This is a genomic window from Ectobacillus polymachus (assembly GCF_048159605.1).
Classification (GTDB): domain Bacteria; phylum Bacillota; class Bacilli; order Bacillales; family Bacillaceae_G; genus Ectobacillus; species Ectobacillus polymachus.
Genome location: NZ_JBLREB010000002.1, coordinates 406,987 through 432,480, shown reverse-complemented (window position 1 = coordinate 432,480; position 25,494 = coordinate 406,987). Strand labels below are relative to the sequence as shown.

Annotated in this window: 26 protein-coding genes; 14 read left to right on the top strand and 12 right to left on the bottom strand. The window is 40.3% G+C overall.

Going from position 1 to position 25,494, the window contains the following annotated elements:
* Positions 1-30: 30 nt before the first annotated feature.
* On the bottom strand, positions 31-441 hold the full coding sequence (locus tag ACM5BR_RS12755) for a hypothetical protein (protein ID WP_416828341.1): 411 nt from the start codon (positions 439-441) through the stop codon (positions 31-33).
* Between the two features lie 419 nt (positions 442-860).
* Here ACM5BR_RS12755 and ACM5BR_RS12750 point away from each other — a divergent pair, with 419 nt between their 5' ends.
* The 7 genes from ACM5BR_RS12750 to ACM5BR_RS12720 all read left to right on the top strand — a co-directional run bounded on the left by ACM5BR_RS12750 (position 861) and on the right by ACM5BR_RS12720 (position 6,050).
* Positions 861-1,766 (top strand): ABC transporter ATP-binding protein, encoded by a 906-nt coding sequence (locus tag ACM5BR_RS12750; RefSeq protein WP_416828340.1) that lies wholly within the window; start codon positions 861-863, stop codon positions 1,764-1,766.
* Positions 1,763-2,509: an ABC transporter permease gene (locus ACM5BR_RS12745; RefSeq protein WP_416828339.1), complete on the top strand. Its 747-nt coding sequence runs from the start codon at positions 1,763-1,765 to the stop codon at positions 2,507-2,509. Before ACM5BR_RS12750 ends, ACM5BR_RS12745 begins: the two co-directional genes overlap by 4 nt.
* On the top strand, positions 2,506-3,210 hold the full coding sequence (locus tag ACM5BR_RS12740) for an ABC transporter permease (protein WP_416828338.1): 705 nt from the start codon (positions 2,506-2,508) through the stop codon (positions 3,208-3,210). Before ACM5BR_RS12745 ends, ACM5BR_RS12740 begins: the two co-directional genes overlap by 4 nt.
* A gap of 77 nt (positions 3,211-3,287) precedes the next feature.
* Complete coding sequence (locus tag ACM5BR_RS12735) at positions 3,288-4,007, top strand: response regulator transcription factor (RefSeq protein ID WP_416828337.1); 720 nt, start codon at positions 3,288-3,290, stop codon at positions 4,005-4,007.
* Positions 3,976-5,415, top strand: coding sequence for a sensor histidine kinase (locus ACM5BR_RS12730; protein WP_416828336.1), 1,440 nt, complete (start codon positions 3,976-3,978; stop codon positions 5,413-5,415). The genes ACM5BR_RS12735 and ACM5BR_RS12730 overlap by 32 nt, the downstream gene beginning before the upstream one ends.
* A gap of 109 nt (positions 5,416-5,524) precedes the next feature.
* Positions 5,525-5,749, top strand: coding sequence for a DUF1659 domain-containing protein (locus tag ACM5BR_RS12725; protein WP_416828335.1), 225 nt, complete (start codon positions 5,525-5,527; stop codon positions 5,747-5,749).
* An 85-nt stretch (positions 5,750-5,834) separates the two neighbouring features.
* On the top strand, positions 5,835-6,050 hold the full coding sequence (locus ACM5BR_RS12720; protein ID WP_416828334.1) for a DUF2922 domain-containing protein: 216 nt from the start codon (positions 5,835-5,837) through the stop codon (positions 6,048-6,050).
* 33 nt (positions 6,051-6,083) lie between these two features.
* Here the strand turns inward: ACM5BR_RS12720 and ACM5BR_RS12715 are convergent, their stop codons facing one another.
* The 4 genes from ACM5BR_RS12715 to ACM5BR_RS12700 all read right to left on the bottom strand — a co-directional run bounded on the left by ACM5BR_RS12715 (position 6,084) and on the right by ACM5BR_RS12700 (position 10,070).
* Positions 6,084-6,458 (bottom strand): DUF4359 domain-containing protein, encoded by a 375-nt coding sequence (locus ACM5BR_RS12715; protein WP_416828333.1) that lies wholly within the window; start codon positions 6,456-6,458, stop codon positions 6,084-6,086.
* 89 nt (positions 6,459-6,547) lie between these two features.
* Positions 6,548-8,755, bottom strand: a complete 2,208-nt coding sequence (locus ACM5BR_RS12710) for a GW domain-containing glycosaminoglycan-binding protein (protein ID WP_416828332.1) — start codon at positions 8,753-8,755, stop codon at positions 6,548-6,550.
* Between the two features lie 489 nt (positions 8,756-9,244).
* Positions 9,245-9,742, bottom strand: coding sequence for a DoxX family membrane protein (locus ACM5BR_RS12705; RefSeq protein WP_416828331.1), 498 nt, complete (start codon positions 9,740-9,742; stop codon positions 9,245-9,247).
* A 166-nt stretch (positions 9,743-9,908) separates the two neighbouring features.
* Positions 9,909-10,070, bottom strand: a complete 162-nt coding sequence (locus ACM5BR_RS12700; protein WP_416828330.1) for a hypothetical protein — start codon at positions 10,068-10,070, stop codon at positions 9,909-9,911.
* A 362-nt stretch (positions 10,071-10,432) separates the two neighbouring features.
* Between ACM5BR_RS12700 and ACM5BR_RS12695 the strand changes: the two genes are divergently transcribed.
* Positions 10,433-10,885, top strand: coding sequence for a competence protein ComK (locus ACM5BR_RS12695; protein WP_416828329.1), 453 nt, complete (start codon positions 10,433-10,435; stop codon positions 10,883-10,885).
* A gap of 65 nt (positions 10,886-10,950) precedes the next feature.
* Here ACM5BR_RS12695 and ACM5BR_RS12690 read toward each other — a convergent pair whose 3' ends face one another.
* The 5 genes from ACM5BR_RS12690 to ACM5BR_RS12670 form a co-directional block, all read right to left on the bottom strand.
* Positions 10,951-11,454, bottom strand: a complete 504-nt coding sequence (locus ACM5BR_RS12690; RefSeq protein WP_416828328.1) for a sigma factor — start codon at positions 11,452-11,454, stop codon at positions 10,951-10,953.
* A gap of 380 nt (positions 11,455-11,834) precedes the next feature.
* A complete protein-coding gene (gene yknW / locus ACM5BR_RS12685) occupies positions 11,835-12,530 on the bottom strand; it encodes a YknW family membrane protein (protein WP_416828326.1) in 696 nt (231 codons plus the stop codon).
* A gap of 26 nt (positions 12,531-12,556) precedes the next feature.
* A complete protein-coding gene (locus tag ACM5BR_RS12680; protein ID WP_416828324.1) occupies positions 12,557-13,756 on the bottom strand; it encodes an ABC transporter permease in 1,200 nt (399 codons plus the stop codon).
* Complete coding sequence (locus tag ACM5BR_RS12675; protein ID WP_416828323.1) at positions 13,743-14,432, bottom strand: ABC transporter ATP-binding protein; 690 nt, start codon at positions 14,430-14,432, stop codon at positions 13,743-13,745. The genes ACM5BR_RS12680 and ACM5BR_RS12675 overlap by 14 nt, the downstream gene beginning before the upstream one ends.
* Position 14,433: 1 nt before the next feature.
* Entirely contained in the window at positions 14,434-15,606 is a 1,173-nt protein-coding gene (locus ACM5BR_RS12670) for an efflux RND transporter periplasmic adaptor subunit (protein WP_416828322.1), read from the bottom strand.
* 258 nt (positions 15,607-15,864) lie between these two features.
* Here ACM5BR_RS12670 and ACM5BR_RS12665 point away from each other — a divergent pair, with 258 nt between their 5' ends.
* Positions 15,865-16,323 carry a 2-thiouracil desulfurase family protein gene (locus ACM5BR_RS12665; protein ID WP_416828321.1) on the top strand — a complete coding sequence of 153 codons (459 nt, stop codon included), beginning with the start codon at positions 15,865-15,867 and terminating at the stop codon, positions 16,321-16,323.
* 155 nt (positions 16,324-16,478) lie between these two features.
* Here the strand turns inward: ACM5BR_RS12665 and ACM5BR_RS12660 are convergent, their stop codons facing one another.
* Both ACM5BR_RS12660 and ACM5BR_RS12655 read right to left on the bottom strand, forming a co-directional pair.
* Positions 16,479-16,769, bottom strand: a complete 291-nt coding sequence (locus tag ACM5BR_RS12660) for a hypothetical protein (protein ID WP_416828320.1) — start codon at positions 16,767-16,769, stop codon at positions 16,479-16,481.
* A 150-nt stretch (positions 16,770-16,919) separates the two neighbouring features.
* Positions 16,920-18,089, bottom strand: a complete 1,170-nt coding sequence (locus tag ACM5BR_RS12655) for an FtsW/RodA/SpoVE family cell cycle protein (protein WP_416828599.1) — start codon at positions 18,087-18,089, stop codon at positions 16,920-16,922.
* Between the two features lie 558 nt (positions 18,090-18,647).
* On the opposite strand from ACM5BR_RS12655, the gene ACM5BR_RS12650 reads away from it, so the two are divergent.
* Genes ACM5BR_RS12650 through pelG form a run of 5 tightly spaced genes read left to right on the top strand, consistent with a single transcriptional unit; the run spans position 18,648 to position 25,480 of the window.
* Positions 18,648-19,874 carry a nucleoside-diphosphate sugar epimerase gene (locus tag ACM5BR_RS12650; RefSeq protein WP_416828598.1) on the top strand — a complete coding sequence of 409 codons (1,227 nt, stop codon included), beginning with the start codon at positions 18,648-18,650 and terminating at the stop codon, positions 19,872-19,874.
* Entirely contained in the window at positions 19,871-20,794 is a 924-nt protein-coding gene (locus ACM5BR_RS12645) for a hypothetical protein (RefSeq protein WP_416828319.1), read from the top strand. The genes ACM5BR_RS12650 and ACM5BR_RS12645 overlap by 4 nt, the downstream gene beginning before the upstream one ends.
* Complete coding sequence (locus tag ACM5BR_RS12640; RefSeq protein ID WP_416828318.1) at positions 20,778-22,610, top strand: DUF2194 domain-containing protein; 1,833 nt, start codon at positions 20,778-20,780, stop codon at positions 22,608-22,610. Before ACM5BR_RS12645 ends, ACM5BR_RS12640 begins: the two co-directional genes overlap by 17 nt.
* A gap of 3 nt (positions 22,611-22,613) precedes the next feature.
* Positions 22,614-24,035, top strand: a complete 1,422-nt coding sequence (pelF, locus tag ACM5BR_RS12635) for a GT4 family glycosyltransferase PelF (RefSeq protein ID WP_416828317.1) — start codon at positions 22,614-22,616, stop codon at positions 24,033-24,035.
* On the top strand, positions 24,023-25,480 hold the full coding sequence (pelG, locus tag ACM5BR_RS12630; RefSeq protein ID WP_416828315.1) for an exopolysaccharide Pel transporter PelG: 1,458 nt from the start codon (positions 24,023-24,025) through the stop codon (positions 25,478-25,480). The genes pelF and pelG overlap by 13 nt, the downstream gene beginning before the upstream one ends.
* Positions 25,481-25,494: the final 14 nt, after the last annotated feature.

Sequence of the window (25,494 nt, the reverse complement as noted above, 5' to 3'; positions counted from 1 at the left end):
ATCCCCGCCTAATGAATAGGCGGGGATTATTCATTTTCTCTTCCTCTGCACACGGCTTTTGCCGTTAACTCCGGTAGTTTCGCCGTTACACCTTATTTTTTCGCCGTTAAACTTCCTATTTCCGCCGTTAAAACGTTTCCTTCCCTCTTTTTTACTCCTCCACACCCGACTTTCGCCGTTACACCTTATTTTTTCGCCGTTAAACTTCCTATTTCCGCCGTTAAAACGTTTCCCTCCCTCTTTTTTACTCCTCCACACCCGCCTTTCGCCGTTACACCTTATTTTTTCGCCGTTAAACTTCCTATTTCCGCCGTTAAAACGTTTCCTTCCCTCTTTTTTACTCCTCCACACCCGACTTTCGCCGTTACACCTTATTTTTTCGCCGTTACACCTTGGGTTTTCGCCGTTAAACTTCTTTTTTCCGCCGTTAAAACGTTGCACTCCCTCTTTTTTCCTCCTCCACTCCCGACTTTTGCCGTTAACTTTGCGTTTTTCGCCGTTACACCTTATTTTTTCACCGTTAAACTTCTTTTTTCCGCCGTTAAAATGTTGCCTGCCCTCTTTTTCCTCCTCTGCACACGCCTTTTGCCGTTAACTCCACGTTTTTCGCCGTTAAACTTCCTATTTCCGCCGTTAAAATGTTGCACACCACCTTTTTTCCTCCTCTGCACACGACTTTCGCCGTTAACTCCATGATTTTCGCCGTTACACCTCATTTTTTCGCCGTTAAACTTCTCGTTTCCGCCGTTAACCCTTGTCCTCCTCTCCTTCCCCCCTAACTTAAGAAGAACTTAAGGTAGATTGAAGATAGAGTTAATGAGCAACTTATACAATTAGTACAAAGAAGAGGGGGCGTACATATGGAGCATGTTATTATGACAAATCAAGTATCGAAACAGTTTGGTAGTTTTACAGCGGTTCACGATGTAAGTTTGCGTGTGCCAGAGGGGGAAATTTTCTGTTTTTTAGGGCCGAATGGTGCGGGGAAGTCGACGACGATTCGTATGCTGCTTGGTCTGATTACGCCGACGAGCGGGGATATTACGATTTTCGGAGAATCACTTGCTTTGCATCGAACGGATATTTTACGAGAGGTTGGTTCTCTTGTGGAGTCGCCTTCCTACTATGGTCATTTGACGGCCTATGAAAATCTTGAATGTACACGGAAGATTCTCCAAGTTGATAAAAAAGCAATTACTGATGCATTGGAAATTGTGGGGCTTTCTGCTGTAAAGGATAAGCTTGTTCGGACCTTTTCTCTTGGGATGAAGCAGCGGCTTGGTATTGCGCAAGCGCTTCTTGGGAAGCCGAAGCTGCTTATTTTAGATGAGCCAACGAACGGCTTAGATCCAGCAGGAATTCAGGAAATTCGTGATTTACTAAAACGGCTTCCGCAGCAACTAGGTGCAACGATTCTATTATCGAGCCATCATTTGAGCGAAGTGGAGCTTTTGGCAGATCATGTTGGCATTATTCATAAGGGAATCCTTATTTTTCAAGGATCTATCCAGGAATTACGGAAGAAAGGAGCCTCCCATCTTGAAATAGGAGTTCGCCCATTAGAAGGGGCAACAGAACAATTACGTAAGCAAGGATACAAACCATGGGTCCAAGATCAGTATGTCATGTTAGATGAAGCGAAAAATATTGCAGAACTAAATCGTGAGCTTGTGATGAGCGGGCATGATGTCTACCATCTCCGCCAACAGAAAGAAACCTTAGAAGACATTTTTCTAGCACTTACTGAAAAGGAGGAATTCCGATGATGCTGCTTCGATGCATACAAAATGATATAGGGAAGGAAAAACGGAGTGCACTGCCCTTCTTATTGATTTTGATTCCGCTTGGAACGACGGGCGCGATGTTTCTCGATATGTTCATCCGCTATCATACCTACCTAGCTGGAGTGGCAAAGACAAAAGGAATCTCATCGTGGTATATCCTGCTAAAAGAATATCATGGCGTGCTTGGATGGGGGTTCTTCTTCCCAATCTTTATCGCGGTAATAAGTGCTGCAATCTATCATACCGAATACAAGCAAAATGCCTGGAAGCAGAATCTTAGCTTACCGATTTCTAGAAGTACCGCGTTACTGTCAAAATATATCGTTACCTGTCTCCTTTCCTTCCTGCTCGTTATTACAAACATCCTTGGCTTATTAGTAGTTGGGAAGGTTGTTGGATTCCCAGAGCCAATCGATTTCACGCTGTATGGCAATTACGTTCTTTCTCAGTGCGGGGCTGTGATTGGACTTGCCGCTATTCAAAATTGGGTGAGCTCATCTTCCCCGCAATTTCTTGCCTCACCGCTTGTAAGTATATTTGGTCTGATACTAGCATCGGTGGTTCCGAAGAATGTGTCCTCTTTCTTTCCCTATACATACACACTACTAGGTGCTGAGAACGTTACAACAGCGGTATTTGGCGGGTTGCTATGGGGACTCGTTATCCTATTATGCAGCATCATAGAATTTTCAAAACGAGATATTGTAGGAGGGGATGCGCAATGAACCAGTTATTACAAATCGAATGGCTAAAATTAAAGCGCTCAAAAATTATCCCGATTATACTGCTACTTCCATTATTCTCTGTGCTATTTGGTAGACTATTTATCTTGCAAACGAAGAAGCCTCCTTCTTGGGAGCTACTATCACTTTTAAGTCTCGTATCCTATTCTACGATTATGCTGCCATTTACGATTGTCATCATCATGATCCTTCTTACGAGAGTGGAGTATAGTCACAACGGCTGGAAGCAGCTGCTTGCCCTTCCGGTTACAAGAATACAAGTGTATTTCGCCAAGCTAAGTATCGGGATCATGCTTCTGCTCCTATGCACGTTGATCTTTCTGATCGCATTTATCGGAACGGGGTATACATTGCATATAGACCAACCGTTACCGGCAGCAATAATCGCGGTTCCTTTCCAAATGATTCTCGCAGCTCTGCCGATGATTGCCTTCCAATTTGTCATCAGCTTTCATGTGGCACATGTCTCGATTCCATTCGGACTTGGTACACTGCTTACCTTATCTAGCTTTCTCATCGGTCAGTCCGAACGATTCTGGATCTATGACCCGTGGGCCTATCCGATGAATATCGCCCTTTCACAAGCAACCAATCATACTACGATGTTTGCTAGTTGTATCGTTCTCTTTCTTGTATTTGTTACGATGGGCCTTTTCTATTTTCAAAAGAAAGATATCGTGTAAGAATCTACGCATATCTGAATCCAATCGTTATAATGGAAGAAGCGCCCATTTATTAAAAGACATGGAGTGAACGATACATGATACAGGTAGAACGACTTTGTGATAAAAAAATTGTACTAATTGATGATGAAATAGAAATTTTAGATTTAGTCGAAACGGTGCTGCGAAATGAAGGTCTTACGAATGTATACAAAGCAACTTGCGGCGAGGATGGCATATCCCTCTGTAAAGAGATAGACCCAGATGTGATTGTACTTGATATTATGCTGCCTGATGTAGATGGCTATGAGGTATGTAAACAACTGCGGACATTCACCTTTGCCCCGATTTTGTTTTTATCTGCCAAAACGGATGACTTTGATAAACTACTCGGCCTTGGCGTTGGCGGTGATGATTACATTACAAAACCGTTTAGCCCAAAGGAAGTTGCCTTTCGTGTAAAGGCCCAGCTGCGCCGTGGTCAATATATACAAAAGCAGCAAACAAAAGCCGTCCTAACGATAACCGATATTGTCATTGATACCGAAACGGGTGAAGTAACGAAAGCTGGAAAGCCTGTTACATTAACAGCGAAGGAGTATCTTCTATTCCTTTATATGGCGCAAAATCTCAATCGCATTTTAAGTAGAAAGATGCTGTATGACCACGTTTGGGGCGAATATTATGAAGGCTATGATAATACCGTTATGGTGCATATTCGTCATTTACGCGAGAAACTAGAAGACGATCCGAGTCATCCAGTTCATATTATTACGATGAAGGGGCTTGGCTACAAGCTTATGTCAAAAAATGAATAGTACAAAATGGGAAATAACCGCCCGCTTTTTAATTGCCCTGATCATTACGATTACATTCTCAATTATCGCCTTCGTCTCTTTCAATTTATATCTTTTAGTTAAGGACTCATTTAATCCAAACAAAACCTTAACAACGACGGATATTCCCTATCATATTTCGGACCATATGGATTTAACGAGTGCAGGCATTCAAATCGATAATACCTATTTGCAGACAGTTGAGGCGAATCATGGATGGATTCAGGTTTTAGATGAAAATGGTACGGAGCTATATAGTCAATTTAAACCGAGTAGTATCCCGGTCCACTACACGCCAGCTGAACTTCTTTTCTATAACAAAAATGCAGGTTCACTTAGGGATACATCGAGTAATAAAGGCTACACTATTTTTACCGATATGAAAGAAATACAAAATAGAAAGCTAACCTATATCGTGGCGTTTCCAGAGCAAAAAGTATATCGATTTTGGCTAAGTTTTAACGGAGATCAATTAGCAAAGGATCTCCTTACTACCTTCCTAATCGTTCTGCTTGTTGCGGTGATAGTAGGCTATTTGTTTAGTCTTCAAATTGTGAATCCTGTATCCCAAATCATGGATAGTATTCGAAAGTTAGCACAGCAAAAGTATATCAAACCATACGAAGAAACCGGATTATTTGGAAATGTATATCGCAGTCTTAACCTCCTCTCCCGTACACTCGATACGAATGAAAAGAAGCAAAGGAAGCTTGAAACGATGAGGCAAAACTGGATTACAAATATTACACATGATGTGAAAACACCGCTCTCCTCGGTGAAAGGCTATTCCGAGCTTCTGTTGGACAGTGACTATACTCTTACACCAGAGGAACGAGCTCATTACGCCAAAATCATTTGGAATAAAGCAGCTTACATCGAACAATTAACGGAAGACTTAAAGCTAACCTATCAGCTGGAAAGCATACCGATCAGCAAGCAGCCAACCAATCTCGTGGAAGTGCTGCGAGAGGCCATCATTCATATTTTGAACCACCCATCCTATGAGCACACATCCATACAGTATGAACCTTATCTAGAGGAGATTCTATTTTCCTGTGACACCTTACTCCTGCAACGGGCTTTCAATAACTTGCTTTTTAACGCGATCGTACACAATCCTGAGGGTACAAGCATCCGCATCTCCCTTAAGCAAGAGGACGAGATTATCCTTACCATTGCAGACAACGGGAAGGGAATTCCAAAGGAAGAGCTGGAACACCTATTTGAACGCTACTATCGCGGAACGAATACCGGAGAATCCCATAAAGGCTCTGGCCTTGGCATGGCCATTGCCAAACAAATTGTCGAAACACATGGTGGAACCATTCACATTACAAGTGAACTACAGAAAGGCACCACAATCATCATTACATTCCCCATACAAGGATAAGGAAGCTCCCATTTGTGGGAGCTTCTACACGTTTTGAACGAATTTTCTAAACATCTCCCCACTTTTCCAAAGTTTCGCTTTATTTATTAAGCGAAGGGAGGTGATACGAATGGCAGCACAAACAATGGTTTCCGATATGAATTTACGATTAGTGCTAAATACAGGGACGAGTCCAAGCGGAAAGGCAATCATGAAAAACAAGGTGTACAAGTTTGTGAAGATGGATGCTCCGGCAGACAAGGTGCTCACGGTTGCAACAGCGTTAGCATCGCTTCAAGGCTTTAGCCTAGAAGGAATCCAGACGATCAGTACAGCAGATGTGATCCAAATGTAAAAGCTGGCGAAGCTTACCCAAATCCTCTCACTCGGGTGAGCTCGTCATCATAAGCTGACTCCCCTAGCAAAGGAGGTGAAAAACAATGATCGTTCTTGAACTGCAATTTTTAAAGGAAGACGGCAAAGTCATAACATTCACAGTCGATCAGCCAACAACTCCTGTTGATAAAGCTGCTGTCAATTCTGTTATGGATACAATCTTGACTTCTGATGTGTTCCGCCATCTTGGCACGAATGCCCGTAAGAAAGGGGCTCGTGTGATCGAGCGCACGATAAACGATGTAAATATTCTAGTCTAACGGGAAAGGAGCTGCACATGCAGCTCCTTTTTCTTATTTCGGTGCGGATAGCAGCAAAAAACGGTTCGCTATGCCGAGCGTAACGTATCTGTACGTTTTTCCTGCAATCGTGTATTCGGTTGTAAAGATCGAACAGATCACATAGTCACTCTTTGTCGTATACATATCAATCAAATGGCCGACTTGCGGCGTAACAACTTGGTCTGTTAGCTGTTTTCCCATTTTCGCCAGCTCTCCCCATAGGCTGTTTGGCTCCTCGGCAGCAGTCTTTTCTAACGATTGGTGAAAGGAGCTATTTTGCATAAATTGCTGCGAGGCCCAGGCAACGAACCTTTCCTGCGAAGGATTGCTTGTTCCTAAATACAGCACAGCCGCTATGAGTAAAACAATGAACAAAACCTTCCGCATCCAACACTCTCCTTCTTTCCTATGTAAACTCCCCTACTGCTATACATATGAATGAAGTATTTATAATAAGACAAGTCTAATTCTAAAGGTTAATATGAAATAGCCCGTTTATTTTGTGTAGACCAATTGTAATAAAAGTCATATTGGCTCATTCTAGCATCTTTCTCACCTGTCCAGGGGTCATTGTAATAGATATTGTTATCATCAAATCCTGTAAGTGTAATAGCATGTACAGTAAACCCGTGCATAGTCATCCAAGCTACAACAGGGTGGTTTTTGCTTAGTTGGTCTTTCACATCTTGCCCAGTTAAATTAATCGCACTACCCGTATACTTCGTTACTAAATTCATTAGAGCAGGTGGATAAATCGTCCAACCGCTTCCAAATGGGTTTCCAACATATCCTTGGTTCGGGTCGTAAGAATGATATGGCATTTCATACGCAAGTTGCACCTTATCTACATTTGCACCTGCATATTGCAACATCATGGTTACAGCTGTTATTTCACATCCAGAAATTAGATTTCGTGAAGGGAAATAAGGGTCACGTTGCTCAATAATGGGAACATTTAAATGCGGATAAACAGAACCATTACTCATTGCTCTACTGTCTATCCAATTCATTCGGCCTTTTTGGTCTATAAATTCATACCATGTTACACCGTTGTAATTGATCGCCATTCGTATGGTTAAATTCATATTAGTAAAATCTGAAGCTGAACCAGCCCAAGAAGCGTTTTGCATACCATAAGGTCTTGTCCATACCCCATGATCTTGAGAGCTTGATACATGATAAATTCCATCTACTGTTCGTATATCAGTAGCTACTGAAATGGCACGTGCATCAATCCAACCTTCTCCGTAACCGTCTGCTTTAAAATGATACCAGTTTACATTACCTAATCTTAAACTCTCAATAATATGTATAGGGTTATTTATAAAACTACTTGCAGGTGCAATATATTGAGCATTCTTTTCACCATATGGTAACGTCCAAACAGCATGACCATTTGTGTCTCCAATTAATGCTACTCTATCTTCATTGTTTATTATCATGTTTGACAATGTCCTAGCATCAATCCAACCTAAAACTTTACCATCTACTTTAATCTTGCTCCAAGTTACACCCTGCTTCTTTATACTTTGAAGAACTTCAACTTGTTTGTAACTGTAATCACTTACAGATGCTATCCATTTAGCGCTATAGTCACCGTAAGGTACACTCCAAACCCCATCTGAAGGTCCTGCAGAACCACCAATCATTACTATATTGTTTTCAACCGGTACGTTTTCAGCATCCGTTACAGCATTCTTACCATCTATCCAACCGATTACCTTTCCGTTTATACTTACTTGATACCAAGTTGTATTTCCTCTTTTTACTGACTTTATGACTTGTACGGTTTGATAAGCATAGTCGTTTGTATTTCCTAAATAACTTGCTCCTACAATACCATACGGTACAGACCATACCCCATTATTGTAAGTGTTTCCAATCATGACAGTTAAATTAGAAGGAATTACTTCTCCTTTATCTAATGCTTTCGCGTCAATCCAACCAATCACTTTCCCGTCTACACTGAATTTATACCATGTTATACTTCCAAAATTCGCTTTTTCTACTAGTTTCATATCTCGATAAGCGTATCTATCTGCTGTATCTATGTAATATGCCCCGTTAACACCGTATGGTACGGACCATATTCCATTCGTTGACGTTGCACCCATTACTGCATCTTCATTGATTTCTTGCATATTTGTTAAATGACTTAGCACTCTACTATCCAACCAACCTATGACTTTACCGTTTACACTAAATTGATACCATAGCACATTATTCAGTGTCATCTTCTGAATTAATTGAACTTCTTTTGTAGCATAGTCATTTGTAGAGCCAATATAGTTTGCACCTGACAAGCCGTAAGGGACAGACCATATGCCGTTTCCCGAAGTAATCTCAATGATTTGATTTTCTTGCACTTTCGTTATAGGTGGTATATTGTCGGCTGTTTGATTAGTTGTTAAGGCATTACTTACTGTTTTACTAGGTGGAGTTATGTTTTCTTCTTTCTTATTAGATGGAGATGGAGTGTCTGTTACATTGCTAGACGTATTGTCTGCTGGTTTACTAGATACATTATCTGTTACTTTACTAGACGTAGTTTCTGCTACTTTAACAGGTGTAGCCGTATTCTCTAATGCTTTACTAGGTACTGGCGCTGATAAAAATAAAGTCACTGTAATTCCTAATATTGCAACTGTTTGACCGTTTAATTTTAGATACTTATTCCTGTCCATGAAAATTCTCTCCTCTACGTGATTTTACATTATCAATCTTGGCTACATAAGGAAAATACTCAACTTTGACAAGAAGTAAGATTAGTCATTTTTGTACAATAAATCACAAATTATTTTTAGCGATTTCTAAGGGGTTGTGTAATAGGTGAAAGTTATATAAGCAGGGGGAGAAAACAAACGGTTACTATATCGATTTCTGTATAACTATACCATATTTGGTAATATTAATCCATTTTAGGTATTTTCAATTTTGTTAGTTGGATACATGAAAAACGAAAAAGTGTCAACGAAAAACAAATTTTTTCGTTGACACTTTTATTTTGATGCGGATAGCAGCAAAAAACGGTTTGCAATGCCCATGAGTAAAACAATGAACAAAACCTTCCGCATCCTCCGTTCTCCTTCATTCCTATGTAAACTCCCCTACAGTATACTTATGAATGAATCGTTCCTAATAAAACAAGCAGTTGTATAAACAACTGCTTGTCCTTACGCATTGGCACTGGAAGCGTGGATTCTTTTTTTCACGTTCGAAATAATCCAACCGTCGATTCCGATTCGACCTGAATTCTCTCCTGTTTTTAATAGAAACAGAGAAAGTAAAATCATTTGTGGATTGATAGTAAGAGAGCCGGATAATAAATACATAAAATTAAATAAAAGTGCAACATATAAAGCGCGGCGCGTAAACGTGCCACTAATTAAAGCAATCCCAACAAATAATTCAGAAACCGGAACGAGATAGTTAATCACGTCGACGTTCGGTAAAAAGAACGTTTTCACAATAAAAGCCCACCAACCTTGCACCGTTGCGTCCATGCCAGTTATCGTAGCTTTCTCTACTGCAGACTTTAAAAACATCGTTGCGTCAAACGTTTTACTGGATATTTTACCGGATCCCTGCAGCATCCAGCTAATCCCTAAGTATATTCGTATAATGGTTAATAGAATTGCAATCTTACCACTCTTTTGCAGAAAGTTCTTCACCCAGAATCCCACCCCCATAGTTTCATACATTTATGGTAGGAAAGAATGGTCTGAGAGTCAATGTATTCTGCAAAAAATGTCATTCTTGCCTTACAAATTGTTCTATTAAAAGAACAACTGTGCCCAGAAAACCATCGTTATCTTTTCTACCTATTCCTTGCTAAACTTACATCTGTACTTGAATGGAAACAGGGGCAGCACTAGCAGTATCAGAATGTACTTTATGTTTATAATACTTATTACCTAATACAATTGTAATAATAGCTGCAAGAACAATAACACCTGCAATAATATTAAACATCATTTGTTTTTTCTTTTCATTCACCATGATCACTCCTCTCCTTTCTTTATATTTTCATAATAGCAAAGCATGAAATAATTTACAAAATTATATTTTTTTACAAATAATACGTTAAAACTTACAAAAACGTTCTTAATAACGAATTCTATGTCAAAAGACGTCACAATTTGTACACAATTAGGAAAATACAATATAAGTATACTAGATTATTCAGGAAAAACAATTATTAAGTCCTATTTTTTGTCTATTAATCGTATAAAATTTTCTATATTTACATTCTTATACATAAGATTTACAAAATACGCAAAAAATAATAAGCATAATAGCATAGAAAGTTAATATTCTCCATATACAATGAACAGGAATGATAGGATAAGGAGGCAGACGCGTTGAACTACAATTACATTACAGCTACTACAATGGCGTTGCAACATATAGCTCATCCTCATTACAAAACAAAGGTCTGGGATAAGGACGGTGTATATTTCTCTACATTTACGTGTATGGAACTGCTCGAAGAGGCTTGCCTTCGCTCCGGGACAAGCTTTCAAGGAAAGCTTGATGCCATTAAAACTCTATTATCCTTTAAACAGAATATCCCGGTACCCATCTGCTTAGAACATCGTATATGCGCCATTCCAGCCGAATCTCCTCGTAAATGGGACTGCATCTGGTACTTTTACGCACACGTCAAAGACTTAAAAAAACAAAGCAAACAAACCCTGCTTCAATTTCACAACGACGAAGAATTACTCATAAACGTAAGCATCTATAAATCAAAACAACAGCTATGGAAAGCTGCACATATTTTAACCCACTTTAAACTATTAGGAACAAATTGAATTTGTTTGAGAATGTGACCCAAATACAATCGATTTGGGTCACATTTACTATGGACGTTTCTTCCCTATTTTTTCTTCTTTTCCCTTCTCGTTTCCGGCTCTATTCCATATTCCTTCCGAAGTTTTTCGATGGCATTCGCATAAATATATCGTACTTGATCATAAGATAGGCTCTGTTCACGGGCAATATCAATAAGCTTTCGAGATTGTCCGATCCTTTCTGCAATCACGTATCTTTCCTTCTCATTTAGTATGGTTAGATATTCGGAGAAGTCATCTGTACGTACTACCCCACTCCCTATAGGAATCGTAGGGTCCCAGCATATATGCCGATGACGATACCGCTTTTCTTTATCCATTTGCGCGAACAAATATCCACGGATCGTATAATACGCATAAGCTCCAAAGATTCCCTTATCCTTATCAAACTTCGTATACGCTTTCCACAATCCAATTAATCCGCACTGATAATACTCGTCGTAATCATAATACAAACGGAGCTTCTTAATTTGGCCCTTAATTAATCGATCATATAACGATACAGCTTCCTCAAATGAACGAGGTTTCATCTAACGCCCTTTCCAAAAAAGACGCGCGCCTCTTTCTCATCTATTCCGCGGTACCATCACCATATCGTAAAAATGTAAAACTCTCACGGTTGAGAATATCCTAAGCTTCTATGGGTTATCCCATTTTCCATAAGGCGAAATTTGAAATTTGTATTAGACAATTCCAACGAGAAATACAATTTTTAGAATTTAATTATATATCCCGCTATGTGGAGATAGTAAAATTATTAGTTTCGATAATAAACTTGTTGGTTTCGATAATAAATTTTGATTTTCGATAATAAACTTGCTGGTTTCGATAATAAACAACTTCTGTTTCTCTTTCTTCTAATTGAAAAGCCCCTTCGGCTTCTGCCGAAGGGGCTTCCTCATTACCTATCTTATGGCTGTGGTATATTCGCAGTCATCATGGAACTGAAAGCTGTCGTGCCAACTGCTAGTAACGTAGTTAATACAAAAATTGTAACGACGATTCCGATGGCTTTGTTCTTTGGAATGTCCCCGGCAATTTGAAGTCCTAGGGCAATCACAACGTATTGCCAGATAGAAAAAATATTAAGTGCACCGCCGAGTGCATACATAACGGTTCCTTTTTGAAACAGTGGAGCTAAGCTTGTGTAAGAAGGATCTGTTCCGCCAAGTACGGTCATAAGTAGGACATTAACAAGTGTTCCTACAAGCCCGATGACACTTGCGTATACAGTGATTGCTAATATTTTTGTGTATGTGATGTCGCTGCCCGTAATCATGGCGATAATTTTATAAATGGCTGCTCCTAGAAAATAAACGATTAACATAGATATAATGCCGCCAACGACAGCTGTGATCATGACGATCATGCTAGTGGTGCTTGCCATTTCAGGTGTCATTCCAGCTGCTTGCGTGAATGCAGGCGATTTTGTTTGGAAGTATGCAATAACTCCAATTAGCAATGCCGATACAAGGATGATCAGAATCATTGGGACTGCGATTTTTACTTTCCCTTTCATTCGTTCAAATTGTTCGCCTGGAGAGGTAAGCATTTTAAGTAAAGACGGTTTTTGCGATACTTCTTCAATTGTCACATTTGGTTCCATTGTGCACACTCCTTTAGTTTTATTATCTATTCATAACGCAAGGCTTCGATTGGATCGAGCTTTGCGGCTTTATTGGCAGGGATAAGACCAAAGATAATGCCGATGGTCATACTGAATAAAACGCCAACTAAAACAACTTGCCAAGAAACGAGCGGTGGCCATTTCGCAATGCTGGATACGATATAAGCTCCGCCGACGCCTAGTAGAATACCAATCATCCCGCCAAGCAAGGTGAGCATCATCGACTCAATCAGGAACTGGAGTAGAATTTTCCCCCTCGTTGCGCCTAGTGCCTTACGAATACCAATTTCGCGTGTTCGTTCTGTAACGGATACAAGCATAATGTTCATAACACCGATTCCGCCTACAAGTAAAGAAATACCGGCAATACCGCTGATAATGGCGGTCATAATTCCCGTTACCTTCGAGATGCTCTTTTGAATGTCAGCCATATTAATTACCTCATATTTTCCCTTTACATCGCTAGACTTGCGATCATTTAAGAGATCTACTGACTTCTTACCAGCTGCTTCAATTTGCGTTACGTCCTTCGCTTGGATTGTTACGGATTGAATATTATCCGTTCCGTACACAACCGGCCAGATGGATAGCGGGATAATGGCTGCTGGTAGGCTAAAGCCAAATATATCATCATTCGCCTTATAAACTCCTGCAATTTGAAAGGTTTGTCCCTTTAGCTCAATAATCTTCCCAACAGGATCTTCCTTCTGATACAATTCATCAGCTGCCTTTTGGTTAATTATAATCGCATTATTTGCTTGGGAAAAATCGCTGTTATTTAGCAATCTTCCCTTCACAGGAGTCAGCTTGTTGACCGAATAATAATCATTTGTAATACCGGAAATTTGTAGATTTGTTTTTTTATCATTTACATCTATTGGGTCATAGGCGCTGTTAGTGGTAATGACTGAAGCGACCTCCGGAATTTTCTTTAGCAGCATCAGATCTTCTTGACTGAAGGTAGGCTGCTGTTCCAGCGGATTTGCAAAGACGTCCTGCGTATCCGGCTTAAAGTTCAGCTGAATCGTATTATTTCCTCCACCGGCAATTTGCGACTTTAATGCTGCTTCTCCGCCTTGCCCAATTGCCACAACCGTAATAATGCTGCCGACACCAATGATAATCCCTAGCATCGTGAGTGTGGAGCGAAGCTTATGTGCAAGAATAGAAGATATGGCTATTTTGATACTATCAAGCAAGCTCATTACATTCACTCCTATCTTGTATAATCTTTCCATCACGCAACACAATCCGGCGTTTGGAATACGCAGCAACTTCATCTTCATGTGTAACCATAACAATTGTCGTTCCTTCTTCGTTCAGTTTTGTAAAAATATCCATGACCTGTGCGCCTGATTTACTATCTAGTGCGCCGGTCGGCTCGTCCGCCAAAATAAAGCCCGGTTTATTTGCGATACTGCGTGCAATCGCAACACGCTGCTTTTGCCCTCCCGATAGCTGATTAGGCAAATGGTCTACGCGGTCGGCAAGACCTACTTTTGCTAAGGCATCAAGAGCTTTCTCGCGTCGTTCCTGCTTACCGACCCCTCCATATACAAGTGGAAGCTCAACATTTTCCAGTGCTGTTAAGCGCGGAAGCAAGTGAAAGTGCTGAAAAACAAAGCCGATAAATTGGTTGCGCAGCAGAGCTAAATGTGGCTCATCGGCCTTTAATACATTAACATCATTTAATATGTATTCTCCCTCAGCCCGGCGGTCGAGGCAGCCGATAATATTCATAAGGGTAGATTTACCCGATCCTGATGGTCCCATAATACTCACGAACTCACCGCTTTTGATTTCAACATTAATATCATGCAAAACCGGTACTTCCAAAGGACCTTGCTTATATGTTTTATAAATGTGCTTAAGGCTAATCATTTTACTTCACATCCGTTCCGTCTTGCAGCTTGGATGAAGGGTTTTCAACCACATTATCTCCTTCTTTTACTCCCTCGGTTACTTCGATGAATTCTCCATCGCTAAGGCCTGTTGTAACCTTCGTCTTCTTCAGCTTGCCGTTATCGTTTAGAAATACGTATGATTCGTTATTTTCCTCTAAAATACTGCCTCTTGGAACGGCAAGTAGTTTACTCGAAGAAATATTAACTTGCATGGACACATGATAACCCGGTGATAAACCATCCTGGGATTCAAGTGAGGCCTTATACGCATAATTCGATACGGTTTGCGACTGTGCACTATCTGCTGCACTCAGCTGTCCCGCATCTGCTGTTGTCGGATACTGGCTTACTTCTGTAATCTTACCCTTCCACGTTTTGTTCGCAACCGCCTTCGCTGTAATCGTTACGGCTTGGTCCTTCTGAATTTGTGACTTTTGCAGTTCTGTTAACGTTCCTTGAATTTGGTATGGATCTTTCGAAGCAATTTGGATGAACGGCTTTGGCTGCAATTGGTTAGATCCTTCTGCTGCATCACGATCAAGCTTTTGAACTATCCCGTTACTTTTGCTGTACACGATCAAATCATCTTGCTTATTCTGTAGTTCTTGCTGCTGCAGATCACTTTTTTGTTTTTCAAGTTTGGTAGTTTTCAGCTGCCCTTCTAAGTCAGATACTTGTGCCTCAAGCGGTTGCAAGACAGGAGCCCCTGCATTTGCATCCTTTGCCTTTTGAATGTCCTGATTCAACGAATCGATTTTATCCGATATTTGCTTATTACGCATGTCCGTTACCTGCTTATCAAGATCTGCTTGCTTGATCTGAAGTGCAAGTTCCGGGCTATCGTAGGAGAACAGCTTTTGGCCCTTTTGGACCTCATCGCCTTCCTTAACATAGATATCCTTTACTTTTCCTTTTGTCCCATCTGCATATATCGTTTCAATGTTACCGGGTACTACACGACCTGAAATAAGCTTCGTATTGTTCATACTTTTCGCAGTCGCTGTAACAAACTTCAAATTACTTTGGACACTATTCTTTTTCCCTTGCGCTACAACGATATTAATCGTTACAACAAGCACGATTAGCGCAATGACCCCGATAATAATCCATTTTCGTTTTGGCCTCGGAGCGCGGACAATCTCTGTTTGCATCATATAGTCTCCTTTTCGGAAAAAATTTTATATACAATTCAAATTATACAGAATATACCAAACCACTACAATATGTTTCCTTCATTTCAAATTTTGATTTAAATATGTCATATTTTTGAATATTTTGTGAACAGAATATTCAAATCGTCTTTTCGTCATTTGTAAACGGTTTATTGTTGTAAAAAAGGCCGGCTGTGTCAGATACGCGGATTGTGTTTTATAATAGAGGGTAAGTCTTAAAAGTAGGAGATGCATAGAATGATTGTCGTGAGTTCATGTTTAGCAGGTATTTCCTGTCGATATAATGGTACGCACCATGTTATTTCCAAATTAGAAACGCTAGTAAAAGAGAAAAAAGCCATGCTTGTTTGTCCAGAAATGCTAGGTGGATTCTCTACTCCACGGGAGCCTGCAGAAATTGTCGGCGGCTCAGGTTCAGATGTACTGGACGGCGAAGCAACTGTTGTAACAAAATCGGGCGTAGATGTAACGAGTAGTTATTTAAACGGAGCACAGAAAGCATTGAAAGTCGCAAAAGATGTACATGCCTCATATGTGGTTCTAAAGGAAGACAGCCCCTCTTGCGGCAGCAGCATGATCCACGACGGAACCTTTTCTTCTATTAAAAAAGCAGGGGAAGGCGTAACCGCAGCCTTGCTTAGACGAAACGGAATCACTGTTATATCAGATGTCGAATTTTTGAAAATGATACAGTGAAACTTCCTCAAGGTAGGGGGACTTACTGGGATAAGCATTCACTAGAATATACGATAGATAGACAAACCTCGCAAACGAAGCGAGGTTTGTTTGCTTTATTTGGGATACGAAAGTGATATTTGTTGAAGATTAGGGGATTTGCGAATGAACAAACTTCAAATATTGATTTGATTTTTAATCGTTTGAATCTCTGTTTTTTGACGCCACAGTTCGTCTTGAAATACTTGCTGAACTACTTTTATCTCTGCAATATCCTTTTTCATTTCTACGATATCCTTTTTTACTTCTACGATATCCTTTTTTATTTCTACGATATCCTTTTTTACTTCTGCAAATTCATTTCTTACTTCTTGCTTAAACTCTATCACTTCTTGCTGAACTTGTTTCACTACACCATGAAGCTCCAATATTGCTTGCATCAGATCTTGATTACTAATTTCCGCCATGAACATCCCTCCTTTTTTAAGACTTGTCTACAATAAAATTCTATCATATAGAAGTTGAAAAACAATGAAAGGAATACTTTCTTTTTTGTAAAAAATTAGGATGATGCTTATGGACAAAAAAAAGCAGGACAGAGTGTTATCTCTGTTCTGCTAGTCAGCCGAGAACATGTATTTCTTGTAACTCTTCCGGATCGACAGGTAGATTCCGATTAATATCATGTTTGAGAATAAGGAACTTCCTCCGTAGGTCAGGAACGGGAGAGAAATCCCTTTTACTGGCATGAGACCGACGATCATGCCAATATTTTGGAAGATTTGCAAGGATAGCATGACAGCTGAGCCCGCACAAATATATACGCCAAATGGTGTATCAGACGCATGTGCGATGGTAATGATTCGGTAAATAAGCAGCAGGAAGATACAAATAACGATGCTTGCGAGAATAAACCCGCCTTCCTCTGCAACGGTTGCAAATATAAAGTCCGTATGTTTTTCTGGAATATAAACAGTACCGTTTCCGATGCCTTTTCCTACTAAACCGCCGCTGCCGGCAGCAAGTAAACTTTGGGCTGTTTGATAGCCTTGATCACTAAATTGTGATGGTGCGAGCCAGCCCAGAATCCGTTCCTGTTGGTGAGGCTTTAAAAGCGGAACTAGCTTTTGAAAGATGATATACGGATATTGTAAATAAATATACACGAGCGCTCCGCCAATCGTGACCGGCAAAGCGGTAAGCCATAGAATTAACTTCGTTTGTATGCCTGAAAGCAAAAGGATGGTTGCAACACCGGCAGCGTATAAGAATACCATCCCAGTATCTGGCTGTCTGTAAACAACAATAGATGGCGGTAAAGTGACAAGAATAACTTTACCAATGAGCAGGAAATCCGATTGCATCGTATGCTCAAAGTACATATTATTATGCTTAATGACAAGGCTGGCAACCAAAATAAGGAGAAAGATTTTGAAAAACTCTGATGGCTGAATCGATCCGAGAAACGGAATGCTGTACCAGCGTTTTGCACCTAAGATGGTTGGGGCAATGCTACTTGGCATAACTTTCAATAGTAATATAGAAGCAAATCCGATAATGTAAAGCGGCCATGCTAATTTGAGAAGTTGATCCGAATCAATTCGAGCTACTGCAAACATTAAGATGAAACCAATAATATAGTTAATCCCTTGCTTCAGCGCAAAGTTTTGATTTCCATATTGACCTGTCTGTTGGCTGCTATGAATGAAAACGATGCTTAGGATACTAAATGTAATGACAATCAATATTAACGAAAGATCTAATCGTTTCCATGAATGAGTATCGATGACGCTTTCCTCCTAACGTGGAAGTAGTCTGTTATTGTTTTACTATTAATGAGGAACGCTGTCAAACTTTGTTGTTACATACGAACCCCTACTTTTTATAAGTTTCTTCATATATTTTCTACGAGCTATCCCTGCACATAGAACAGTATAACAAAAAGAGAGTGAAATTCTAATGAAAACAAGCGGGATTTGTAAAATAATTTTACTTTTTCGCCAGCCGTTTCCGTTATTCTTCGAGAAATATTCGCCTTCCTTCAGGCAGCAATCGTAAAATTCTTTCATCCTATGCAATTATATAATGTTTGCTCTTAATAGAATTGTAGTTTCTATTCTACCTATTCGAACTGCACTAACGCAAATGGAAAAATAAAGAAATAATAGTACGACTAATTAATAACATATAAAGAAATATATAGAAAAAAAATCGGCGTTTCCTTTAAAATACACATACTATTATGAAAAAACAACCTTTATTCTCCATTACAGATGACCGCTAAAATATATGTTAAAATATATTGAAAAATAATAGAGCCCTCTGAATGAAAGAAGGTAGTTATGATGTATTATCGACAAACCAATTTGCTCCGAAAACTAATGGAACCCACTTTAACACTAATCGTCCTATGTATTCTATCTGTAAGTTTCCACTTTCCATCGCCCGCCTATGAATATTTCGTGCTAACATTTATTATCGTACTGTTTTCCGTTCAATATGGACTATATATCGCTCTATTCACATTTTTAGAAGCAATTCTAGCTAGTCTTTTCATTGGCATGCAAAGAGGCGATGATATCTTGCTCTATTTCTTCTCTGCAGCGCAGTGGATGAGTTGGGGCTTCTTACTGTTGGTTGGGGCGTACATCGGATTGATGACTACCTCAGGGAAAGAACGTTATGAAGATATTCACATGGTGAATCGTGAGCTTACGAGAGAAAATGAACAATTCAAGCGCACGATTGATCAATTAAACGAAACGAGAATGACGTTAAAATCACGTGTTCTAGAATCCAATCACCATTTTGATACGATGTTTCATATGTTTAAAGCATTGAATCATACCCATCCTGAGCTTGTATTAAATGAAGCGACGCATATCTTAAAGCAATACTTTGGCGCTAACAAAATTGCGATCTACACAGTGGACGATAGGTTGCAGTCGCTTCGGCTTAAGCTCCGTTCGGACCAAAACAGTGAAACCTTTCTGCAATCTATTTTTGTGGAGAAGGCATCGCCTGTTATTAAACAAACACTAGCGGAGAACAAGCCCTGTTACCGAACACGCAATGATACGAAGTATGCGCCGACTCTTATTGGACCAATCACAGTGAACGGAAAGATTCAATATGTCGTGTTTCTGGATGAAATTGATTTTGTAAAGGTAACCTCCCAACAATTCGAGCTATTCACCTGGTTTTTACGTCTAGTAGGTGACAGACTGGATTATGCTTCCGAACTGTGGTTAGCAGATCAAGCAAATCGTGTATTCCCAGGAACGAATATCTATTATGAAGTAGAATTTGAACACTTGCTACATATTGAAAAGGAACGCTTCGAAGAATTAGGATTCCCCTATTCCTATTTTGAATTATCAATTCCTAGACATTCTTTAGTACAAATCAATGCGACCTTACAGAAACAATTGCGGGAAATTGATATGGTTGGCTATGACGCCAATAGGCAGACTCTTCTCGTACTTTTACCAGGTACAGAAGAACAAAATCTGCCCTTAGTAAAAGATCGGATGAAACACGCCCTTATAAGAGAAGGGGTGCTGCAACCATGATTTGGATTGTACTCTATCTTCTCTATCTTATACTTGTTAGCATCGTTTTTCTCATAATCAAAAAAAGGATAAGGAAGGAAAAAAGAGGACAACTTGAGTTTGGCTTCATTCTCTCTCTTGCCTTTCCCATCATCGGGCTGCTTGCAGCGTTGCTTCTCGCAAAGCTTCGTCCGAGGCAAAGCAAAGGAAAATGGCTAAGCGAATACTCCGATTATATATCCTTTACCGTTCAAAACTATGAAGATATCTATGTATCGGCAAAGCAGGACATGGAACTAACCCCTTTTTCGACAGGTATGCAGCTCGAACAGTCTGACATACAAAAGCAGCTCATTGTACAAGTGAGCTCGTCTTCTGTTGCGAAGGAAGGAAAGCTATTAAAGGCCGCACTGCTTCAAAAGGATCCAGAAACCGTTCACTATGCGGCCACAACGATTCAAGTATTACATGATCGTTACCGAAAGCAAATCGATTATGCAAAGTCCCTATTCTATCAAGACCCAAAGCAAACAGAAATGACACATCAATTGCTATCCTATTATATGCGTTATCTAGAAAGTGATCTGCTATCTCCGCGGCAAATGGCAGAAGTGATGGATGAGTGCAGCCCAATTATGCTGCAGCTTGCAAAGCAATTTGCGAATGACCCCATCTTTACGTATTACTACGGAAAAATTCTGATGATCCAAGGTAAATTTTTTGAGGCGGAAGAACAATTCTACCACCTAGTAGAAACATACCCAGAGACAAAATATGGGTATATTGGCTTGCTTAAAATTTATTATGACCAGAAACGGTGGATCAAGCTGTACAACCTCCTCGATCTAGTAGCCGAGAGAAACGTATATGATCATTTGCCCTATTCATATCAACAATTTGTCCAACAGATGGGAGGCATCCACCTTGAACAAAAGCTCTAATGCTATTCTATGGATAATTGGCAGCTTGCTTTGCGTTGCTGTTTTCCTCATCATATTTTTGCGTTCTGACGCCTTGTATCGAGATATTGCAGTTAAAAAGCCGCAGCCTGCTAGGCTTGAACTTATGCAGGCAACAAATCCTGTACAAAAAGGGCAGCAAATTCAGCTCTACTATGCACAAACCGGGGATGATCTTGGGAAAATGGTGGCATCTAACACGAAGAAGGCAATGGATTACGCTCATATCCATTATACAGATATTTCCTTGCAGGATATTCATACCCTTCAGCCATCCCCGTATACGGGACTAATTCTTGCCGGAGAAAATCCGAATGGCCTTCCTAAGGAGGACATTCAGAAATTTGTAGAAAATGGCGGAAGATTGATTCTTGCCAACCGAATCGATTTTGATCCATCATGGTATCCTTTGTTCGGTATTATCGATTCAAAAGGATTTACAGAAGTAAAGGGATTAACGTTCAAAAAGCCATTGTTCCCTGGTTATCCGAATATTCCAGACAATTCCGATCTGTTTCTTCATAGTTCAATCGACTACTTTCTCGATGCAAATACAACGACGACATGGATGACCGCTCAGCATACACCGATTATGTGGACTCATCCTTTTAGCAAGGGAAATGTACTCTATTGGAATACGACTGCTCTCAATGATAAACTGGGGCGAGGTTTGTTCGTGCAATCGCTCGGAACGATTTTCCCAGCATTCACAACAGCTCAATTAGGCGCACAGTTGATGTATATCGATGACTTCCCTGCCCCTATTCCAAATGGCGATTTGCCCAAGAATATTGTAAAAGGCGATGTTACGAAGGAATCCTTCTACAAAAACTATTGGTGGAAAGATATGAAAAGCTTATCCGATGAATTTGGTATAAAGTTTACCGGGGTTGCAATTGAAACTTACGAAAATCAGGTGAAACCTCCATTTGCAAGCCTTGCCGATGAAGATAAGAATACATACCTCCTTTTTGGCAGAGAGCTTTTGGAAAAAGGCGGAGAAATTGGCCTTCATGGCTATAATCATCAGCCGCTTGTGCTTAAATCGGAACCAGTTGACAAGGCTCTTCATTATGTACCCTGGGATAACGAAGCAAATATGCAAAGTTCTCTTTCACAATTGCAGGATTTGGTACACGGCTTTTTTCCAAATGAGAATCTACTGACATACGTCCCTCCTTCTAATATTTTGAATAAGACGGGACTCGATTCACTTTACCATGCGGTCCCGAATTTACAAACGATCTCATCCGTGTATATAGGAAGCAATAAGAATGGCAGCTACATTCAAGAATATGGAAAGGATCCAACGTATCCAAGTATTTATAATTTTCCTCGCGTTACGAGTGGATATATCGCAACGGATGAAGATCGCTTTACGATGGCGGATGTAGTTGCGAATTTCGGCGTCGTTTCTCATTTCGTTCATCCAGATGATGTGTTAGATGAAGATCGATCTCATGGTCTTCCTTGGAATGATTTATTTCAAGGCTATCGATCTATGGTTAAGGATGTCCATACGCTGTACCCACAGCTCCAAAGCATGACGCAAAGCGAGGCTACGGAATTAATGAAGTCCTATGAAAAGGGAGATATTCTCGTATCCTATGAGGACAACGCAATCCATGTTGCCTACAAAGGAATCCCTTCTCAATCTTCTGTTATCATTCGCGTTGAGGACGGCAAGAAACTCGATACGGGAACCTTCCCGTTTGGAGTAGTGACTCAATTAGAGCCGCAGCTTTACAGCGTAAAACTAACAAAGGCTGAAGCGACAATTTCAATCAAAGGAGCTTAGAAGATGCACATCGGAATCATTGTGGAAGGTAGCTATCCATTTGTCAGCGGCGGGGTTGCCAGCTGGGTGCAAATGATTATGCAGCAATTTCAAGAACATGAGTTTACGATTATCGCTATTGTACCAACGATAAAAACAGAAAAGGACTATCAATATACGCTTCCAGACAATGTGAGAGAAGTCATTGTGATTCCTTTACAATCTGAAACAACAAGCATATTGATAAAGCCCTCGCTAACGAAAGAAGAGGTAGAGCTGCTTCAGAAGTGGTTTACCTTTCAATCTGCAAATCCTAAAGCATTGGATTTATTAGCAAATCCGCATAAGCTCGGAACGCTAGATGCCTTTTTTGAAAGTCCGGAATTCTATGAAATTGTAAAGGAAAGCTATCTATATGAACAAAGCAGTGGTTCGTTTTTAGACTATTTTTGGATGTGGAGAGCGATGTTCACTCCGATTATTCAAATTCTGCAAGTTCATTTTCCAAAGCTCGATATCGTACACGCAACTGCTACTGGATATGGCGGCTTACTAGGGGCAGCGATGAGTCAAGCTTTGCACATACCGTATATTGTAACCGAGCATGGCATCTATACGCGGGAGCGTGAGGAGGAAATCCTTCAATCCAGCTGGATTCCTGCTGAATATAAAAATCGCTGGATTTCCTTTTTCCATCATTTGTCGCGTCAGGCTTACGAACAGGCCAGCGATATCATTACGCTGTTCGAACGTAACAGTCAATATCAGCGGGAGCTAGGAGCTCCTGCACATAAATTACGCATTATCCCAAATGGTGTGAATATAGCAGACTATCAAGGTCTTCGGAAAGAAGCGGGAGATACTGATTCCCTTATCATTTCCGCAATTATCCGCGTTGTACCGATTAAAGACATTAAGACGATGATTTACGCGGCCAAGATAGTAGCGGACAAAAAGATTCCGTTTGTATTCTACTTACTTGGTCCTGACGCGGAGGAACCCGAGTATGCCAAGGAGTGCCGCGAGTTGATTCAACAATTAAAGCTAGAGAAATATGTTATCATGACTGGCCGGGTCAATATTAAGGAATATTTAACGAAAACAGACATTCTCGTGCTAACAAGCGTATCAGAAGGTCAACCGCTAGCGATGCTAGAAGGAATGGCTGCCGGCATCCCGTGGATTGCCACTGATGTTGGTTCCTGTAAAGAGCTCGTGTTTGGACAAGAGGAAGATACGCTTGGTCAATGCGGCTTTATCGTTCCGCCTGTATCGCCTGAACAAGTGGCTTCCTATATCGAATGGTACGATCGTCATCCGGAAAATATCCGCATATTTGGTGATAACGGGCGCATACGCATCGAACACCATTATCAGCTAACAAATGTCATTGCCAGCTATCGCAGCTTATATGAAGAAAGGGGGAGCAAAGCATGGCAGGAATAGGATTTCGTTTACAGAAATTGTTTCAAGAAGACTATCTCTCTTCCCGCGTCAAGGCCTATGGGTTTTCGCTATTTGTAACAGCTGGTCCATGGTTGATTGTGATTTTATCCATAACAGGCTCGCGCTATCTTCTTAGTCTTTTTCACACCATTCCAATAGAGGAACAAAAACTATTTACGATATCACTCTCGTATTGCTTTATTTTCTCTCTCATTGTGTATGGAGGATTGCAGTTAATTGTCACCCGGTATGTAGCTGATCTCCTTTATGAACAAAAGACCGATCGCATCTACCCTTCCTTCATTGGCATGACGAAGCTTGTACTTATATGCGCATTTGTTCTTTGGTTGATCTTTGCTTGTTTCACAACGCTTCCCCTTTATTATAAATTTATGATGCTATTTTTATTTTTGGGGTTACATATTATTTGGATTCAATCGATTTACTTAACGGCGGCAAAGGACTATCAGTCCATCGCCTACGCTTTTTTAACGGGATCAGTCGTTTTCGTGTTAGAAATCCTTGTTATCTCCTTTTTCCATTTGCAGCTTGGCATTCCTCATGGCTATGCCTTCTTGCTGCTTACCAGCTTTACAAGCGGCATATTTATTACACTAGTCTGGCTAAGCATCGTGATGATGAGAATGTTCCCTACGTCTAAGCTGGACAATCCGTATACATTCTTATCGTACATCGATAAGTTTCCAGAATTGTTTTGGACGGGGTTCTTATATAATCTTGGCATTTGGACGTGTAATTTTGTCATTTGGTTTGGGGAAGGACGCGAAGTCGTTGCAGGTAGCTTTCTGTATCATCCCATTTATGATACCACCGTGTTCTGGGCTTACTTAACCATTCTGCCTACCTATGTGTTCTTTGTCGTATCGGTTGAAACGAGATTCTATGAGCGTTATAAGAAATATTACGGAGCAGTAAATAGCGGCGGAACCTTGCATCAAATTCTAGAATTGAGGGATTCGATGATTGTCGTCATGCGGCAGGAAGTATACCGCCTTATTCGCAATCAAGGAATCATTACCTTACTTATTATTTTCAGTGCTTGGATCTTTATTTCCCAAACGAACAGCAATCAAATGGAATACTCCATTTTTCAGCTAACAGCACTTGGGGCCTTCTCAAATGGGATGGTGCTTATCCTGACCCTCTTGCTGTTATACTTTGAAGATCGCAGAGGAGCCTTGCGAACATCCGCTATTTTTTTCCTTATTAATCTAATTGTAACCCTAGCTTTACTACCACTGGGTTATAATGGATATGGAATTAGCTTTGTAATGGGCGCAAGTATAGCCTTTTTATACGCATTTGCAAGACTAATTCATTATGTACAGAACATTGATTATTATACATTTTGTCAGCCAGATCAGCAGCCAAGAAAACGGATGTTCTTTACGAAACTAGCAGAAAAATTAAATAAACTTAGTTAGCTATTGGAGGAGAA